Below are 15,905 nucleotides of genomic sequence, written 5' to 3' on the forward strand. Positions count from 1 at the left end.
GTCGTATGGCTGGACGCTCCACGCCCGTATCGAGGGCCGGCGGCTTCACGCTGATCGAATTGTTGACGGTGCTGGCAATTGTGTCAAGCCTCATCGCCGTCGGAGGCCTGTTCTATTCCCGTCTCATCGACAAAGCGAGAGCCGTCGAGGCGGAAATTGCACTGTCTGAGATTAATCGTCTGGAGCAGATATACTATGCGTCGAACGGGTCTTACACGACCAACATGAACGAGCTGGGATTCAGACCCTTCCAACCGATGAAATATTATACGCTGTCTGTGCAAGTGTTGAGTCAACAGGGCACTAGCGCATTTCGTGCTTTTGCGGTGCCAGTAGCCGGTGCCGGAACTGGCCAGACATTCTCGGTGGTCCAATACGCGAATCCTGCCATGGCCGGAGGTGTCAACCCGGCCACGATCACGTCGTCCAGCGGCATGGCATTTGGTGGAGAGGGCTGGAGTGATGAAGGGATTGTCCGAATTGAGACGGGTCCCAGTTCTAGAGGCGGAATCGAAAAGGTCGTGCAGCATCAAAGGCCGGATGCCACTCCACCACCGCAGAACAAGTAAAGATACCCATCTATTCAATTCGCATTGCAGACCCAACTGGTTCGGTGGTCAGACCTAATCCGGGCGTTGACCAGGGATGCAACGTCGCCCCGTCATAGCGGTACCCTCCGGCTATCGGATCTTCGGCAAGTAGCAGAGGCGTGTCGAGATCAAGAATGTCGAACCCTCGCATACCCAATACCATGCTGAATGAACAGGCCATGGCGACTCTGGATTCCACCATCCCCCCGATCATGAGCTTGAGCCCAGCCTCCAATGCGAAAACTGCGATGGCACGAGCTTCGATGACGCCTGTTTTCATGATCTTGATATTCACGTAATCAGCGGCTGCCTCACGAATCACGGCCTTCAGGTCACTGAGCGATCGGACCGATTCATCGGCTGCAACCGGCACACCCGTATTCCGGCGGATGATTGCGAGCCCTTCCAGGTCGTTCCGATCCAGCGGTTGTTCGAGCAATGCGAGCATTCCTCCGAACCGCTTGACCGCCTCTGCAAAGAAGAGGCATTCATCTCGCGAAAAGCCCTGATTCCCATCGCCGATGAAACTGATGCCAGGAAAGGCATGGTGAACGGCTTCAAGCCGTCGAACGTCCTCGATGACATCTCGCCCCACCTTCATTTTGAACAACCGGAAACCCCGTGCATACCATTCGGCAGCCAATTCGAGCGTCTTGTCGATGCTGCAGATCGGAATAGTGATGTCCGTTTCCCGTTTGCGGACATCGGCTGCCCCCCAAAAACGCCACATCGACACCCCCAAAGACCGGCAATAGGCGTCGAGCATCGCGGTTTCCAATGCGCAACGTGCGGCTGGTTGGCTCTCGCCGACCGTTTTCATCCATGCGGCATGCTCCGTAAAGCCATGGACGGAGCGACCGACAAGGGCTTCGCCGAACTGTTGCAGGGCTGCCACACAGGACGCTCGGTCTTCTCCCCCGACCTCGGGGAATGGCGCTGCTTCGCCATACCCTTGCGAACTGTCTTCAAGGGTCACCCGCACGAACACATTTTCAGCGACGGATCGGGTTCCAGTAGCGACAACAAAAGGGTCCGTCAACGGCAAATTCACAGGCCAGAACTCAATTCTATGGATCTTCAGAGGCATAGAAATCATAGTGTCCTTCCGAGAGGCATAGTGACGGCATGGCCGCAATCGTTCAAGTCTGGCTGAGTGACAGGACTTGACTTCGTGCCGCCGTTAGTCGAGAAACACATCACGGCGTATGACACGGCGTTTCCGTCCCCCAGTTCTCCTTCTCTGCTTCATCCTCGGTATGACCCTATTATGGCTGTCATTTCCGTTCGTGACGGCATTCTCTCTCACGCAATGGCTTCTGTACCGCGGCTATAGGGATGTGACGGTGCATATCGGTTACCCCGGACTGAGGAGTGTGCGGATATTCGAGATACGGTTCGCAAAAGCCCTGAATGACGAACAATATTCGATTCATGCAAAAAATTGTAGTCTCGAGTGGAGTGTGTCCAGCCTGTTGAGCGGACAGTTTGATCGGGTTGTCCTTCCGGACGCTGCTGTCGCGCTCACGTCGGCATCACGAAGGGACATCCCTGCTACGAGGGTCGGCCAGGCACCCGCCGATGCCTCGGCGTCGACAAATATTGTGACGGTGAACGACTTGGTGGAAGGGATTCCCACGTTGCCGTTCGTGACGCTGCAAATGGACCATATGACGGTGCTTCGCGAACAGGCGACCGGACCGCTCCGAGAACTCACCATCGAGGGCACAGTTCAACAGCATTCCGAAGGCGTGTTTGCCCAATTCTCCGTCCGAGGCAGCGGCACGCAATCGTATCTGCTGCGAGTGACGGATCTTACCACGCAGGTCATGTCCATCCGGCTTGACCGTGGGGATCAGACTAAGACTCCCATCGTCTATTGGCGCTCAGAGGCTGTTCCCAGAGGCACGGAGACGCAACTTAAAGGACAGATCGAAATCGATGTCGATCAGCTGGCGCCCTTCATTGATGTCGCTTTACCGATTGGCCCTGAACTCCGTCAAGTGTCTGGAAAGATTCGCGCCTCGTGGTCCGGTACGGCCTCGTCGCTTGTCTCAGTCACCTCCATCTGGCGGCATCCTGACACTCGTATTCAGGGGATGATGCAGTCCGATATCCACCTTCCAGAGATCAAGGGGGTCGGCAAGAACCTGGCCCTCACAATGACAGGAAGGTTTTCCGGCAATTCGACACGACTCCTATGGGCCATCGATGCAGGAAAGCTCGGCGCGGCGACAGTGGATGTCCAATACGTTCCGTTTCTCCGGCAGATCCAACAATACCTGCCTACCGGAGTCCATGCCCTTCGTATTGAATGTAGACAAGGAATGACAGGGGAGCTGTCATGGGTATCGTCGCCTGCTCATTTCCTTATCCGAGGCCCCATTACGATTTCTCATGGGAGCCGGCCGTTCGATTGGTCTGGTCAGGTTGTCGTGGCAGATATCGCTGGGATCGGCAAGACGATCGAGACTTCCAGCGGCACATTCAATCTTAGCGGCCGTTTGCCCAAGGCATTGTTGGAGGCAACGCATGCCAGAGCAGCGAACATGAAAGTGTTGGGGTCTTTCACCATCGATCGGTCTCGCATTCGTGCGTCAATTGAAAAGCCTACCTCGATCACGATTGATGGCATTCGGCATCCACGTGCAGAGGTCGATCATCTGAGGGTATTCCTTCAGCGCTCGATGCCGATCGCCTTCGACGTGCAATCGAAAGAATGGGACATCGGCTCGTCGGCAGTGACAATCCGTTTAGGTGAAATCCGAGCGGATCACCTCAGGCTATCCTCCCAACCGGTCAGGCTGGATCTGAAGTCGGCGGGTGGTTCTCGCCTTTCCTGGAGCGTGACCGGATCCGTGGCCATGTCGTCCGTCACCTTTCTGGATAAGGCTCGTGTACCGGTCACGGATTGGACCGTGCATTTCTCGGCGGACCCGGGCATCATGAAGGCTGAATTTCAAGTCCAGGCGCATAACATCCCTGTGCCGCTTACCGTTCATGCGCAATACGGATTGAGCATTGGCCGTGGGGCGTTGCGCGGAGAACTGGGGCCGGTGTCGTTTGACCATGAAGCCGTTCTGATTCGAACGATGCCCTTTTTCTCTTCTTATCCGGTGAGCCTGACCGGAGGGAAACTATTCGTCCGATTCGACGCGGATTGGAAGGAAGGCCCATCCCATCTGATTCAGTTCCAGGGCGGGAGAGCGGAGATCGTGCTGCAGGGTCTTTCCGGCAGGTTTCAGGAGGTGCTCTTTCACGGCGCGGAGACCACCGTGTCCATGGCCGCCAAGGGGTTCGACAGCCTCTCGACCTTGCGGCCAGCGCAGGTGACTGTGACGTCGATCAATCCCGGTATTGAGATGACCGGTCTTTCCATGACGGTGCAAGCTGAGTGGATGAGCCCCGCTCCACTTCCAGTGATCGAGATTCGCGATGTCAAAGTTGGCCTGCTGGGAGGTACCCTCACCAGTCAAGGTGTTCGGGCAGACCTGAACCACCCACCTCATACCGTGACATTTCTCGCCAGGCAGCTCGACTTGCAGCAAATTCTCGGGCTGGAGCAACAGCGAGGTTTGCACGGAAGTGGGTTCATCGACGGGACCGTGCCTGTGACGGTCAATTCTGGCTCGGTGACAGCGAGGGAAGCCGAATTCGAAGCGCGCCCGCCCGGTGGAGTGATCCGATATGAGCCGCCCGATGGCGGGAAGACGGTCGCGCAGGCGAATCCAGCCATGAAGTTGGTCCTTCAGGCCCTGAGCAATTTTCACTATAATGTCTTGCAGGTCGGCGCCGAGTACACGCGGGACAAGAATTTGAATATCAAGGCACGTCTCGAAGGGCGCAATCCGGATCTGAAGATCGCTCCTCCCGTTCACTTCAACTTGACGGTTCAGGAGCATATCCCTGCACTGATCAAGAGTCTGAGGATCGCCAGAGACATCGAAGACTCGGTCGGTGCGAACGTTGAGAGACCGTAGAGGAGAACGGTAATGAGAAGACGTTGGATGCTGTCCCGGGCGATTCCATATTCAATTGTGGCAGCCATTCTGCTGTGCTCGGCTTGTACGCCGCGAGTGGAGGTGGCGGCACCCGACAAGCCGATTACGATCAATCTGAACGTCAAAATCGATCATGAGATTCGTGTGAAAGTCGATAAGGAGCTCGATCAAGTCTTGTCAAGCGATGGCGGACTCTTTTGATCCGTCCACCAGGAGGGTGCATGAAATTGTCAATCACGAAGCTTGTGACGGGAGTTCTTACCACTTCACTCTGGTTCGTGTCGGCTATCTATGGCATGTCTCTCGATGAAGCGAAGGACAAAGGGTTGGTAGGGGAGAAGATGGACGGATATTTGGGAGTCGTGAAATCCTCTGGATCGGATGTCCAGGCGCTTGCCGAAGCGGTCAACCGAAAAAGACATCAGGCCTATGAAGACATTGCTAAGAGAAATCGCACTCCGATGAGTTCCGTGGAAACCTTGGCTGGCGAAAAAGCGATTCATAACACCAAACCCGGTCATTTCATTGAAGGCCCGGAGGGCTGGATCAAGAAGTAGCGAACACCGAGGTCTGACACCTCATCCGCCGAGATGAACAAAACGAACAACCGTGATAATTCACGCGTAGCGATCGTTCAGCCAGGGGAAGGCTGTATTGGAGTAGCCTCTGACTTCCCAAAACCCTTTTTCGTCTTTGTCCGAGAACGTAATCTCTTTCACCCATTTCGCCCCCTTCCATGCATACCGTTTCGGCACGATGACACGGACGGGCCCGCCATGGTCCCGTGTCAACGGTTTGCCGTTCCATTGATGAGTAAGAAGGACGTCAGTGTCGTCGCAAGCCTCCAGCGGAAGGTTGGTTGTGTAGTCGTCGTAAGACTTGAACAGGACGAACTTGGCCATCGATACAGGTTGTACCACTGACAGGATGTGCTTGAAACTCACACCTTCCCAGTCATTGTCGAAACGGCTCCATGATGTGACGCAATGAAAATCGGATCGGTCTTGGAATTGAGGTTGGGCCAGGAACTGTTCCCACGTCCACGTCACCGGATTCGCGACGAAGCCGCCGATCGTCAACCTCCACTCATGCCGAGAGATCTCCGGTTTGAATCCCAGATCGAGAACGGGGAATGTCTCCACCAGGTGTTGCCCTGGAGGCAGCCGTTCGTCTCCCTGCTCAAATACCTCTCGTTCTTCACCGCCCCGGCGTGCTTTCGCCCATTGCTCCTTCGTTCTCGTCAGACGGGAGTCTTCATTCATGAGATCGTCTCCTGGTACAGAGTCGTGTAACAACGGGTTTCCAACTGTCCCAGCATTAGTTTGCCGGGTCGGAAGGGGACAAATCAACGATCGATTCGGCGATAGGTCAATAACCTGCTACACTTACAGGACTGGGAGGAAGTATGGGACTAATCCATATGTCATCCGCAACAGTCTTCTTGACGTGTTTGGCAGTATCGTCCTCCTGGGGAGTGCAGGCTTCGGCCTACGGCGAAAAGTCTGCGCAGGCACTTTCTCCACGTGACCGACCATCGGCATCGCAGCCGCCAGTGAGGCCGGAAAGCCCTGCATCCTCTGCTCGAATGCCCAAGCTGTCAGTGACCGCCCCGCAGCACATCGCCACCGGAGCACTCGCCATTCCAAAATCACCGGCCCGTCCCGTAAAGAAGGCGCGTTCATCGATGAGGTCTAAAAAGTCTATCGGCAAAGGGCACGGCAAGGCCGTGAGTCAACCGAATACGCATGATGCCTACTATGGCTTGTTGGCAGATCGCCAGCATTACGACCCGCGTCCCCGCTCACAAAGGGCCGGCTTCCCTCATCCCCGCGCTGCAGATCTCTCGTATGATTATTTTCAGGAACTCGATCGCAATCGTGACGGCCGCATCGATTCGATGGAACGTGCAGTGAGCCGCCTGGACATAGACCGCGATCTTGAAACCAGAAGATAAGAGTGCCGTCGATTTCCTCCGGTCCTAGCTCCAATTCTTCCCATGCATCATGATCCGCGACTTCTTGGTGCCTCCGGCATTGACAGTGCTATGCGGAGTCCCCATGATAGGATGGATCTGGCAAGCCGTAACAAGAGAGTGATTCGATCTCGACCCTGGGGGATCGCTTCTGAATCCCGAGAATGCACAGAGCCTGTGCCAGGATGCCGTCAGGTTTACTGATCCGGTATGCCGCTAAGCGCTGATCCCAGCCCTCTGTATCCTCTCGACGAGTTCAATCAAATCCTACAGGCCAACGTGCATCCGCCTGACTGGAACAATCCTATACCGCAGGAGCGGTACAACATCGTCGTCATCGGAGCCGGAACCGCGGGGTTGATTGTCTCGGTGGTTGCCGCGGGTCTGGGAGCCAAGGTGGCGCTCATTGAACGTCACTTGATGGGCGGGGACTGTCTCAACGTTGGGTGTGTCCCGTCAAAGAGCCTTATCCGATCGGCAAGGGCCTGGGCAGATCTCCGGCAAGCACAGGAATTCGGCATCCACATTCCGGAAGGCGTAAAATTTGATTTTAATGCGGTCATGACTCGCATGAGAAGACTCCGTGCGCGCATCAGCGCGAACGACGCTGCGCGGCGTTATACGGGGCTGGGAGTCGATCTTTATATCGGCCGAGGGCGTTTCATGGACAATGAAACGATTGTGGTCGATGGGCACGCCGGCCATCGCACGTTGAAGTTTTCGAAAGCAGCACTCTGCACCGGTACTCGGCCATCGGTGCCTTCGATTCCCGGTCTGCAGGAGACCGGATATCTGACGAATGAAACGGTATTTTCTTTGAAGGAAAGACCGAGACGGCTCGCCATTATCGGTGCCGGCCCAATCGGCTGCGAACTCTCGCAAGCCTTTGCACGTTTTGGCAGCGAGGTATTTCTGATAGAGGCCTTGCACGGGATTCTGCAGCAGGAAGATCGTGATGCTGCGGATATCGTCGAGCGGCACATGGCCCGAGACGGCGTCAAATTGCTGTGTTGCAGCAAGGACGTTGCCGTCGCCAGAGCGGGGCATGAGAGGCTCCTCACTCTCAAATCCCACGGCCAAGAGTACAGACTGACTGTTGACGATATTTTGATTGGCATCGGACGAACGCCAAACATAGAAGACATTGGATTAGATCGTGTCGGGGTCGAATTGGACAAGAACGGGGTCCGAGTGAATGAACGACTTCAGACCGCAAATCCGAGGATATTTGCAGCTGGAGACGTCTGTTCACGCTATAAATTTACTCATGCGGCCGATGCCACGGCGCAGGTCGTGATTCAGAACGCTTTGTTTCCCCATCCGTTCAGCCTCGGATATGCCAGCGTGGAATCGCTCATCATGCCCTGGTGCACCTATACCACTCCAGAGATCGCTCACGTCGGTATGTATGAGCGGGATGCGAAGGCCAAAGGTATCGAAGTGGAAACGTACACCTATAAACTTGATGAGGTTGATAGAGCGATTCTCGATGGACAGGAGGAGGGATTCGCGAGAATACATCTGCGAAAGGGTTCGGACAAAATACTGGGTGCCACCATAGTCGCAGATCATGCCGGCGATCTCATCAGTGAATATTCGGTTCTGATGAAAGCAGGGATCGGCGCCAAGACGATCGCAGGCACAATTCACCCGTACCCCACGCAGGCCGAAATAAATAAGAAAGTCGTGAATCTCTGGAGAAAGGCGCACTTTACCGATGGCCAGAAGCGCGTTCTCAAAAGGTGGTTTGCCTGGGCAAGAAGGGATTGAGAAATTGTACAACAACTGTCTGGGGGCAAAGTCCCAGGTTGCTGCGCTCGTCATTTGTGCGGGGGTACTGTTCGGAGAGGCGAGGTCGGCCGAGCAGATTTCCGTCATCGAAGCGGGACGCTTTTCGACCGCTTCCGCCGGCCTTGCTCTGCCGGACGGCTGGAAACCCCTGACGTTCAAAAAAATCCCCCAACATACAGCCTATGAGGTGGTGGTGGATGGAGGAATAGCGGTCGTGAAGGCCACGAGTCATGCCTCGGCATCGGGCCTGATCAACTCCGTTTCAGTTGATCCCAAAGAGTATCCATTCATGCGCTGGCGATGGAAAATCGATCATGTTCTCGGGAACAGTGATGTCCACCTGAAGGAAGGCGACGATTATCCCGCCAGGCTCTATGTGACGTTCGAGTACGATCCCGATAAAGTCGGTTTGGCGCGAAAACTCAAGTATAAGGCAGGCAAAGTCATCTTTGGCGATATACCCATTGCCGCTTTGAACTACATTTGGGACACAAAGAGCACAGTGGGCACTATGGTGGACAATGCATACACGGATTTCGCCAAAATGATCGTCGTCGAGAGTGGTTCTCTGAAAACAGGAAAGTGGGTGGAAGAAGAGCGAAACGTTTTAGAGGATTATCAACTCGCGTTCGGCGGAGATCCCCCCAAGATCAATGGGGTTGCCATCATGACGGATACCGATAACACGAGGGAAGAGGCCACTGCGTATTACGGCGACATTTCATTTGCCAAGGCAAAGAAATCATCAGCAGACAGCGCAAACTGAAGAGGCCGACCCGCTTGGGATCGGCCTCCTATAGGCGGGTGAGATGGAACCTAGGCGTTGATTACTGGATAGAATTTGCGAAGTTGCCTCTGGTGATCTCCGCGCGGACAGTGTCGCCGACTTTTTTCTGCCCTCGCATATACTTTGTGCCCTGACCCGTGTACAGCTTCACTTGATTCCCTTCGTAATCTTCTACCATATAGGCGGTCCCATCGATTTTCTTGATGGTGCCCCCGACGGTTTTCCAGGCTGGACCTGGCTTTTCGTCGTGATGGCCGTTCTTGGGGGCCTCCTGAGCCTGAGGCACGGACCCCATTGAAGACGCGGCTGAGGCAGCCGAAGAGTGCGACGCAGATTTCTTATTGTTCTTTGCCATGCCCGGATCAGCCGTCAGAGCTCCTGTCGCCACGATTGCGGCGATCATCGAGAACATCATTTTTGCCTTGCTCATGGGAAAACCTCCTTGAACATGCTGGTGGTGGACACAACGCAAGGTGCCACAGCAAAGCATGTGCCGAAGAGGCATCGGCCACATGCATACGACATTTCAGTTGGTTACAGCGCCGAGGGGGCAAGGTCTGCAAAGTTGAAGTTGACTAGTGATAAAAAACGGCAGGGTCTGTCCAAATATGGCCGACTGCAGCCGAATTAGCAGACATCTGTCTTCGATGTTGCAGTCGTTGCCACACGAACGAAGTGACGGGAATAAAGTTTCGAGGGAACAATAGAGAAACGGTCATGACTTTGATAAGAAAACTGCCACAAGCGGAGCGCGCGCTCCTGAAGCGGCTTGGCGAGGTAGCCGATGACCGCGGCATATCGCTGAGCCTGGTCGGAGGTGTCGTCCGAGACTTATTGTTGAAGAGAAAAACCTGGGATTTGGATCTGACGGCGGATGAAGACGGCATCGCCTTCGCCAAAGCCATCGTGCATCGTTATGGAGGAAGTGTCGTACTGTTTGAACGATTCCAGACGGCGAGAATCGTTTTCCCCGACGGCAAGAAAGTGGATATCACCACTGCTCGGCGAGAGTCGTATAGAAGTCCAGCCGCATTGCCCAACGTCTCAGCAGGATCGCTGGATGATGATCTCTATCGCCGGGATTTTACAATCAATGCCATGGCGATATCGTTGAATGCCGTCACATTTGGAGACCTGTATGATCCGTTCGGTGGACGGAAAGATTTAAGGAGCGGAATCATTCGCGTCTTGCATGCGGGAAGCTTTATCGACGACCCAACCAGGATTTTCCGAGCGATCAGATTTACGCGACGATTCGGGTTCAGACTCGAGCGCAGGTCTGCAACACTGCTTAACCGTGCTGCCGCGACCAACATGGTACAGCGGTTGTCGGGACCCCGTTTGTGCCGAGAAATCCTCTTACTTCTCGGAGACGCGAGCCCTGAGAAATCCATTGAAACATTGGACCGGCTTCACCTGATGCGCTTTCTCTCCCGTGGATTGTCCTACGGTCAAGAGGCGCGTCGAATAGTCCGGAATCTGAACAAGGCGCTACAGTGGTGGCGAAAACGATTTCCAAATCGACCAATCGATCAACCGATGGCGTATCTCGCGGCCGTGCTCACAGGTATGCACACATCGGTGGTGAAATCCGTCATACGGCGGCTGCAACTGCCTTTGGCTCAATCCGATATCCTGGAATGGTCCGGATCTGCACGTGATCGAATCATGCGGTCAGTGTCTTCGAAGAGTGACCTGCGGCCTTCTCAGGTTTATCATTTGCTGGAAAAAGCTCCAGACGAATGCATTGCGGGACTACTCGCAGGAGCCTTGGCGCACAGGCCGGGAAGCGTGGTGAGGCGTCTCGTCATCGCGAGACTGTCCCGGTTTCTGCAACGAGACAGGGATGTGACGACGAGTATTACGGGCGATGATTTGAAGCGGCTTGGATTGCCGGCTGGTCCGCGCTTCAGGATCATACTCAGGCAGATACGGGATGCGAAGATCGACGGCCGTATCGCCAACCGGCCGGCGGAGCTGGAACTGGCACGACGGCTGGTCAATCGTACGATCAGTAGAGGCGCAGTCGCGGATCGCGCTCCAGTTTTCCAAACAAGTCGTTCAACGCGGACTGGACAGCATGGTTGATCGGCTCGCGGTCGTCAGACTTCCCACCGCGCGAGACGTCTCCAGACGACTTACCCAAGCCCAAATAGGTCAACGGTTGACCGGTCTGCGGACTGACGAGCGCTGTTTCCACACGGGCGAGGTACACATGGTTGAACTGAAACGAGAGCCCTGGATCGATGTAGATATTGAGGCGCATGACCAAGTCCAGGTCGGTTTGGCTATCCAAGGAGAGGTAGCTAAAGGTCTGGCGGGCGGCGAGATAGTCTGACACCGATTTCTCCCAGTCCTTTTGCCCTGGGGCGACGGTATCGGTAATCCGAGTCACATGGTTGTCGATATTGGGATCGGCAATCATAGTGGAGCCAGGTTCTACCAGATATGCTTCTACCTGCGTCAATTTGATCTTGGCAGAATATGGAAGAGGGGACTTAGTAGGTACGACGGCTGCCGGTTGATAGACCAGCTTGGAGCAGGACATCGTGGACAGGATGACCGCACAAATAGCCGGCACGACCAACCTGGACAGTACGCGACACGACACCCAAGGAGGGATCATCTCGGCACCCCTTTCGTCTTCTGGATCGTGCAAGATGGTTCACCCTACAAGGCGGCTTTCAATAGATCAAGGGGCCCTCAGCCGGCTCGCATGAGACGAAGGAGCGTGCCATGGCTTCGCCGATTACCCATGCGGTGATGGCTGCGACCATTGCGGCCGGGATGCACATTCCGAAACAGGCGGTCAGATATTGGGTTCTTGCCGTCTTCTGTGCCGAATTCCCCGATATCGATGTGGTGGGGTTCTGGCTGAACATTCCTTACGAGCACTGGCTTGGCCATAGAGGAATCACCCACTCCATCATCTTTGCCGTGGTGTTCAGTTGGGGAGTCACGCACTGGCTGGTTCAGTGGACAGATGCGGAGTATTCCAGGGTATGGCTGCTTCTATTTCTGTCCACGATATCGCATACGGTGCTCGATGCGATGACGGACGGTGGACTGGGGGTTGCCCTCTTTGCACCGTTAAACACAACGCGGTATTTCTTTCCTATTCATCCGGTGAGAGTCACGCCGCTTGAACCCAGCCGCGCGGTAGGGCCTGCAGGGATGGCGGCGCTGCTCAGCGAGGTCATATGGGTATGGATTCCCTGCCTGGTCTTTCTGGCAGGGCAAAGATTGGCGGGTAAGCGTGTGAGGCGATCTCTCGACTAGTTCAATGGAATCATGGTGGTAGACACTTCGGTTGGTAGCAATAACGTGACCGTGGCCCGGTTCTGATCGTCCGGTTGGATCAGTGCGAACAACGGCGTCGGCTGTGGAATTGATCCCGGCGGGATGGCAAGCAGCGCAGGGAAGTCAATCAGCGGGGACACGGTCGGCTGCGAGGCAAGCCGCAAACGGAATGCCATGAGCACATCCCGTAATCGAGCCGACTGCTCCTCCTTGTTGAGTGTCTCGACAGGCGCGATTCCGACTTCCCATAAAGGTTTGGTGACCGTGACCTGAAACGAAAACCCAAGTTGTTTTGCCGCAGGCGTGACATCAATGAGCGCTCCGCTATCAATGGCCCGTCTAAAGGAAATGCCGGCAGGCAGAGTGTCCCCGGGTTTCGTGTCTCCCAGTGAAGGACCTGGCAGTGGCGTATGGGAAGCTGTTTCTGCTTCAGTTGGATCGTTCGTCACCGCCTCTGGCAGTATGCCGGACGGGGCATCTTCAGCATGGCTCGCATCTGAAAGATCCGGCGGCGGCAGGGCGCTTAATAAACCATCGTACACCGCTTTGGCCCGTAAGGACCATTTCGGGTTGAACGGCCTTCCGGCGAAGGCTGCATCAGCAGCCAATCTCTCATCATGGGTCAGATATCCAGGGGACATATTGTTATCCATGTTTGTCAGCTAACATCAAAACCATCGAAGTCAAGAGACAAAAAACCATTCATGGTCACTCAGACCCGTATAGCCTTTTCAGGGCAGGTGAAGCGGCTCAGAGCTTTTGCTATAGTCGGCTGATGGTACGGCTCGATTACTATTATGTTCTCGGCGTTTCACGTGGCGCCACCGACGAGGCCATCAAGAAGGCGTATCGGAAACTGGTATTCGAATATCATCCCGACCGCAATCCCGGTAGCAAGGAAGCCGAAGCGAAGATCCGGGAAATTAATGCGGCCTACGAGATCATTGGTGATGCGGACGCTCGAAAAAACTATGATCGTCTGAATTGGGGGGATGAAGTTCGTGATGATGTGGTCGACGTCTCCGTCATTCTCGAGGAAATGGAGAAGAAGCTGTTCGACGAAGGACGAAAAGAATTATTTGCCGTCCTTATCAGGAACGTCGCGAGAATCAAGGAAGAACTCGCTTTAATCCGCGAACGGACGGTGGCCCAGCAAGGGTATGATTCGTTTAAAGAGGAGGTCGTTCAGGAACGGGGGGCGGAGGTGATGTCGGAATTGACGACGGCGGAGATGGACGGACGCCTGAAACGGCTCGTGGACGTGGCGACACAGATGATGGTCACCCAAGGGGTCGTTGGCAAGCACGACGAAAGCGGCATTGGGGCTCTACGCGGGCGTTTGCGTGAACGGTTCCGGGAAGGACGGCTCCACGGATTTGCATCCGCGTTGGAGCTTCTGTATGAGCGGCGGTAACGCACGAGCCATCATCTAGCAGGCTGTTGATAAAGGCCGCCAGCGGCGTTCTCGCATCGCTCAGAGGCTCAACGTACGGGACAGAGTACGCTTCGCTTCTTCACTCGCTGCGGCCTTGCTGACGGCCTTTCTGAACAGCCTGCAGGCAGGCTCATGACGCCCGTGACCTCAGACACGACTCCATTTCCGAGGTCATCACGTAGTTTGTCAACACACTGCTAAGAAGCTCTGCTCTTCGCGGCCAGCGGACCGGCCACGAACACTCCGTCTTTCATCACTCCGACGATGCGGCTGCGGTCTCGAAGGATCTCGATCTTGCGGAGCGGGTTGCCTTCCACGAGAAGCAGATCGGCCAGTTTGCCCGGCTCAACCGTTCCCACGGAGCCCTCGATGCCTATCAATCGGGCGGCCTCCGATGTAGAGGCGAGGATCGCTTCCATCGGACTCATCCCGAAAGCCACCATCCGTTCGAGCTCCTGGGCATTCTCTCCGTGATAGTTGAACGGGGTTCCGGCATCCGTGCCCATGGCAATTCTCAGCCCGCCTGTGTGCGCCTGTTGAAAACTTCGTTGATGCCGTTTGGTCATCGCTTTGGCCTTGTCGCGCACGCTGTCGGGGATGCCGCATCCCCGTCGCGTGGCCGCCGTCGTGGCAAGCGCGGACAATGTCGGCACCACATACACTCCGTGCCGTTTCAACAGCCCGCCGGCCTCGTCGTCCAGAAGGGTGGCATGTTCGATTGAATGAACTCCTGCGGAAACCGCCTGTTTGATTCCCGCCGACCCGTGCGAATGAGCTGCGACTTTTTTCCCTGATGCACGGGCCGTCTCGACTGCAGCGGTTAGTTCTTCCATGGTCATCTGCGCTTGGTCCGGTGACGTTCCCGGTGTCAACACCCCGCCGGAGGCAATCACCTTGATCAGTCCGGCTCCAGCTGCCAGTTGTTCCCTGGCGATAGCCCGGACTTGTTCCACGCCGCTCGCTTCCCGTCCGATGAACCGCGCATGGCCGCCGACCATACAAATCGCCAGTCCGGACCCAACGATGCGGGGACCGGGCAGCAGAGACTGGTCGATCGACCGCTGAAGCGCGAATATGGAGTGGTCGCGCGATCCCACATCCCGTACCGTGGTGAATCCTGCCTCAATGGTCTGTCGGGCATGCCGGGAGGACTTAAGCAGGGTGAGAGCAGGGCTGTCCTGTTCGAGCGCCGCGACGACGTCGGCCTCTCCCCCCAGGCATAGATGCACGTGGCAGTCGATCAGACCCGGCAGCACCGTCAGTCCCCGCCCGTTGATACGAAGGGCCCCGTGAGGAACCGACACCTGCCGAACCGACCCCGCCGCCTGGATTTTGGCGTGTCGCACCAATACGGTCGCCCGTTCCGTTACCTGACCGGTTCCATCAATCAGGCGTACATGGCTAATGGCAATCATCGGCATTATTGGTCGATCGGGAAGGAAATAATGATGCCACCCATGACATCGTTGAGTTGGAAGTCTCGGCGGGGACTGTTGGGATGGGAATTATGACAATCGACGCAGGCCTGAGAGATAGCCTTATCCGAATAGATGGCCTGGAAGAGACGAACATCTCCCTTCTTGATAGTTCCGAAAAAGGGATTTTCAGGGTTTTTTTGAACTGCGGTCAATCCTTGCCGCTCCAAATCACTGTTCGCGCCGTTCCAAACGTAAATCGGAGTCAAGCTGGCCAGCCGAAACGAGAGATTGAGATCTTTCAAGGCCACCAGCCGCCCTGACTCCAATAGAAACTGGGCGGGCAGAGGAACGCCCCGTTCATCCCGCCAATGTTCATGGGCTTCGATCCCATCTCGCTGCAGTTTGACTACCACGTTGTCGGTGTAATTGTTTCTATTGGCTTCGAGAACGGCGTGAATAAATTCGGCGGTCCTCTGCGGCGTGATCTTGTCGGACCTCATCCGGTCGGACAACGTCAGGGCAAAGATCCAATAAAAAACCACCGCGACAAATGCAAATGCCGCACCGCCAAGCGTCCACAGAAGGGGCTTATTATCCGACATCGGTCTCTGCCT

At 55.6% G+C, this 15,905-nt stretch carries 17 protein-coding genes; 10 read left to right on the plus strand and 7 right to left on the minus strand.

Annotated features, from left to right (window positions below; genetic code table 11):
* Window positions 1–5 precede the first annotated feature (5 nt).
* Window positions 6–569, plus strand: coding sequence for a type IV pilin protein (locus W02_RS16685; RefSeq protein ID WP_173049710.1), 564 nt, complete (start codon window positions 6–8; stop codon window positions 567–569).
* 10 nt (window positions 570–579) lie between these two features.
* Here the strand turns inward: W02_RS16685 and W02_RS16690 are convergent, their stop codons facing one another.
* Entirely contained in the window at window positions 580–1,686 is a 1,107-nt protein-coding gene (locus tag W02_RS16690; protein WP_173049712.1) for a dipeptide epimerase, read from the minus strand.
* A 109-nt stretch (window positions 1,687–1,795) separates the two neighbouring features.
* Between W02_RS16690 and W02_RS16695 the strand changes: the two genes are divergently transcribed.
* The 3 genes from W02_RS16695 to W02_RS16705 are packed head-to-tail and all read left to right on the plus strand — an operon-like array spanning window position 1,796 to window position 5,145.
* The gene (locus W02_RS16695) at window positions 1,796–4,567 is read left to right on the plus strand and encodes a YdbH domain-containing protein (RefSeq protein WP_173049714.1); all 2,772 of its coding nucleotides are present in this window, start codon (window positions 1,796–1,798) and stop codon (window positions 4,565–4,567) included.
* Window positions 4,568–4,579: 12 nt separating this feature from the next.
* Window positions 4,580–4,789, plus strand: a complete 210-nt coding sequence (locus W02_RS16700) for a YnbE family lipoprotein (RefSeq protein WP_173049717.1) — start codon at window positions 4,580–4,582, stop codon at window positions 4,787–4,789.
* A gap of 20 nt (window positions 4,790–4,809) precedes the next feature.
* A complete protein-coding gene (locus W02_RS16705) occupies window positions 4,810–5,145 on the plus strand; it encodes a YdbL family protein (RefSeq protein ID WP_173049719.1) in 336 nt (111 codons plus the stop codon).
* Window positions 5,146–5,205: 60 nt separating this feature from the next.
* Here the strand turns inward: W02_RS16705 and W02_RS16710 are convergent, their stop codons facing one another.
* Entirely contained in the window at window positions 5,206–5,850 is a 645-nt protein-coding gene (locus W02_RS16710) for a sulfite oxidase-like oxidoreductase (protein ID WP_173049721.1), read from the minus strand.
* 158 nt (window positions 5,851–6,008) lie between these two features.
* On the opposite strand from W02_RS16710, the gene W02_RS16715 reads away from it, so the two are divergent.
* The 3 genes from W02_RS16715 (at window position 6,009) to W02_RS16725 (ending at window position 9,117) form a co-directional block, all read left to right on the plus strand.
* Window positions 6,009–6,542: an EF-hand domain-containing protein gene (locus W02_RS16715; protein ID WP_173049722.1), complete on the plus strand. Its 534-nt coding sequence runs from the start codon at window positions 6,009–6,011 to the stop codon at window positions 6,540–6,542.
* 228 nt (window positions 6,543–6,770) lie between these two features.
* On the plus strand, window positions 6,771–8,330 hold the full coding sequence (locus W02_RS16720) for a mercuric reductase (protein ID WP_173049724.1): 1,560 nt from the start codon (window positions 6,771–6,773) through the stop codon (window positions 8,328–8,330).
* Window positions 8,308–9,117 (plus strand): DUF3047 domain-containing protein, encoded by an 810-nt coding sequence (locus W02_RS16725; protein WP_232068576.1) that lies wholly within the window; start codon window positions 8,308–8,310, stop codon window positions 9,115–9,117. Before W02_RS16720 ends, W02_RS16725 begins: the two co-directional genes overlap by 23 nt.
* A 61-nt stretch (window positions 9,118–9,178) precedes the next feature.
* Here W02_RS16725 and W02_RS16730 read toward each other — a convergent pair whose 3' ends face one another.
* Window positions 9,179–9,568, minus strand: coding sequence for a hypothetical protein (locus W02_RS16730; protein WP_173049728.1), 390 nt, complete (start codon window positions 9,566–9,568; stop codon window positions 9,179–9,181).
* 287 nt (window positions 9,569–9,855) lie between these two features.
* On the opposite strand from W02_RS16730, the gene W02_RS16735 reads away from it, so the two are divergent.
* Complete coding sequence (locus W02_RS16735) at window positions 9,856–11,226, plus strand: CCA tRNA nucleotidyltransferase (RefSeq protein ID WP_173049730.1); 1,371 nt, start codon at window positions 9,856–9,858, stop codon at window positions 11,224–11,226.
* On the opposite strand, the gene W02_RS16740 is transcribed toward W02_RS16735, so the two are convergent.
* The gene (locus W02_RS16740) at window positions 11,150–11,764 is read right to left on the minus strand and encodes a hypothetical protein (protein ID WP_173049732.1); all 615 of its coding nucleotides are present in this window, start codon (window positions 11,762–11,764) and stop codon (window positions 11,150–11,152) included. The two genes, W02_RS16735 and W02_RS16740, sit on opposite strands and share 77 nt — an antisense overlap.
* Before the next feature lie 110 nt (window positions 11,765–11,874).
* On the opposite strand from W02_RS16740, the gene W02_RS16745 reads away from it, so the two are divergent.
* A complete protein-coding gene (locus W02_RS16745; protein WP_173049734.1) occupies window positions 11,875–12,417 on the plus strand; it encodes a metal-dependent hydrolase in 543 nt (180 codons plus the stop codon).
* Here W02_RS16745 and W02_RS16750 read toward each other — a convergent pair.
* On the minus strand, window positions 12,414–13,079 hold the full coding sequence (locus W02_RS16750; protein ID WP_173049736.1) for a hypothetical protein: 666 nt from the start codon (window positions 13,077–13,079) through the stop codon (window positions 12,414–12,416). The two genes, W02_RS16745 and W02_RS16750, sit on opposite strands and share 4 nt — an antisense overlap.
* A 134-nt stretch (window positions 13,080–13,213) precedes the next feature.
* Here W02_RS16750 and W02_RS16755 point away from each other — a divergent pair, with 134 nt between their 5' ends.
* Window positions 13,214–13,852, plus strand: coding sequence for a DnaJ domain-containing protein (locus tag W02_RS16755; RefSeq protein ID WP_173049739.1), 639 nt, complete (start codon window positions 13,214–13,216; stop codon window positions 13,850–13,852).
* A gap of 218 nt (window positions 13,853–14,070) precedes the next feature.
* Here W02_RS16755 and W02_RS16760 read toward each other — a convergent pair whose 3' ends face one another.
* Entirely contained in the window at window positions 14,071–15,294 is a 1,224-nt protein-coding gene (locus W02_RS16760) for an amidohydrolase family protein (protein WP_173049741.1), read from the minus strand.
* Window positions 15,294–15,893 carry a DUF3365 domain-containing protein gene (locus tag W02_RS16765; RefSeq protein WP_173049743.1) on the minus strand — a complete coding sequence of 200 codons (600 nt, stop codon included), beginning with the start codon at window positions 15,891–15,893 and terminating at the stop codon, window positions 15,294–15,296. The genes W02_RS16760 and W02_RS16765 overlap by 1 nt, the downstream gene beginning before the upstream one ends.
* Window positions 15,894–15,905 lie beyond the last annotated feature (12 nt).

Source organism: Nitrospira sp. KM1 (genome assembly GCF_011405515.1).
GTDB lineage: Bacteria > Nitrospirota > Nitrospiria > Nitrospirales > Nitrospiraceae > Nitrospira_C.

What these genes read in the sequence shown, in the direction of transcription:
- W02_RS16700 (WP_173049717.1), top strand. Translation starts at nt 4,580, where the DNA reads ATGAGAAGACGTTGGATGCTGTCCCGGGCGATTCCATATTCAATTGTG.
- W02_RS16710 (WP_173049721.1), bottom strand. Translation starts at nt 5,850, where the DNA reads ATGAATGAAGACTCCCGTCTGACGAGAACGAAGGAGCAATGGGCGAAA.
- W02_RS16735 (WP_173049730.1), top strand. Translation starts at nt 9,856, where the DNA reads ATGACTTTGATAAGAAAACTGCCACAAGCGGAGCGCGCGCTCCTGAAG.
- W02_RS16740 (WP_173049732.1), bottom strand. Translation starts at nt 11,764, where the DNA reads ATGATCCCTCCTTGGGTGTCGTGTCGCGTACTGTCCAGGTTGGTCGTG.
- W02_RS16685 (WP_173049710.1), top strand. Translation starts at nt 6, where the DNA reads ATGGCTGGACGCTCCACGCCCGTATCGAGGGCCGGCGGCTTCACGCTG.
- W02_RS16690 (WP_173049712.1), bottom strand. Translation starts at nt 1,686, where the DNA reads ATGATTTCTATGCCTCTGAAGATCCATAGAATTGAGTTCTGGCCTGTG.
- W02_RS16760 (WP_173049741.1), bottom strand. Translation starts at nt 15,294, where the DNA reads ATGCCGATGATTGCCATTAGCCATGTACGCCTGATTGATGGAACCGGT.
- W02_RS16730 (WP_173049728.1), bottom strand. Translation starts at nt 9,568, where the DNA reads ATGAGCAAGGCAAAAATGATGTTCTCGATGATCGCCGCAATCGTGGCG.
- W02_RS16755 (WP_173049739.1), top strand. Translation starts at nt 13,214, where the DNA reads ATGGTACGGCTCGATTACTATTATGTTCTCGGCGTTTCACGTGGCGCC.
- W02_RS16715 (WP_173049722.1), top strand. Translation starts at nt 6,009, where the DNA reads ATGTCATCCGCAACAGTCTTCTTGACGTGTTTGGCAGTATCGTCCTCC.
- W02_RS16765 (WP_173049743.1), bottom strand. Translation starts at nt 15,893, where the DNA reads ATGTCGGATAATAAGCCCCTTCTGTGGACGCTTGGCGGTGCGGCATTT.
- W02_RS16750 (WP_173049736.1), bottom strand. Translation starts at nt 13,079, where the DNA reads ATGTCCCCTGGATATCTGACCCATGATGAGAGATTGGCTGCTGATGCA.
- W02_RS16695 (WP_173049714.1), top strand. Translation starts at nt 1,796, where the DNA reads ATGACACGGCGTTTCCGTCCCCCAGTTCTCCTTCTCTGCTTCATCCTC.
- W02_RS16705 (WP_173049719.1), top strand. Translation starts at nt 4,810, where the DNA reads ATGAAATTGTCAATCACGAAGCTTGTGACGGGAGTTCTTACCACTTCA.
- W02_RS16720 (WP_173049724.1), top strand. Translation starts at nt 6,771, where the DNA reads ATGCCGCTAAGCGCTGATCCCAGCCCTCTGTATCCTCTCGACGAGTTC.
- W02_RS16745 (WP_173049734.1), top strand. Translation starts at nt 11,875, where the DNA reads ATGGCTTCGCCGATTACCCATGCGGTGATGGCTGCGACCATTGCGGCC.